This window comes from Neobacillus paridis (genome assembly GCF_016765675.1).
Taxonomy (GTDB): domain Bacteria; phylum Bacillota; class Bacilli; order Bacillales; family Cytobacillaceae; genus Neobacillus; species Neobacillus paridis.
On the sequence record NZ_JAESWB010000272.1, the window covers coordinates 1 to 442 of the forward strand.

Below are 442 nucleotides of genomic sequence, written 5' to 3' on the forward strand. Positions count from 1 at the left end.
CAAAAAAAGTTTATTACTGGAAATGATCCTGGATTGCCCAGAGGTCAAAAGTTAATGTATATTAACTTTTAATTTCATCCTTCCCGCCAGCAATTCCCTACCATGCATGCAGCGTTACAAAGACTGGGTCGCCTGGCGCGCCGACATCGCGTAGCCGGGTGCAGACCGTCGACCAGCATGGTGGCATCCCTCTTCGTGGTAACGGCCTGTCTGCTGGTACTGGGCATCAACGGCTGGCGCAGCATGAGCGCCCGCCACCACCAGTTGGCGGAGACCAAGACCTCGGCATCCAACTTAGCCCACGCGGTTTCCCAACATGCCAACGACACCCTGCGGGTGGCAGATACCGCACTGATCAGCATTGTCGAGCAGGTGGAGGCGGAGCGCCTTGGCGCCAGCCACAGGCAATCGATGCATCAGCTCCTGATGCGGCTTACCCGCG

General features: G+C 57.2%; 1 protein-coding gene. It reads left to right on the plus strand.

The window, feature by feature from the left end:
- Positions 1–195 precede the first annotated feature (195 nt).
- On the plus strand, positions 196–442 hold a 247-nt coding region (locus JK635_RS17705; protein WP_202655274.1), incomplete at its 3' end, for a hypothetical protein.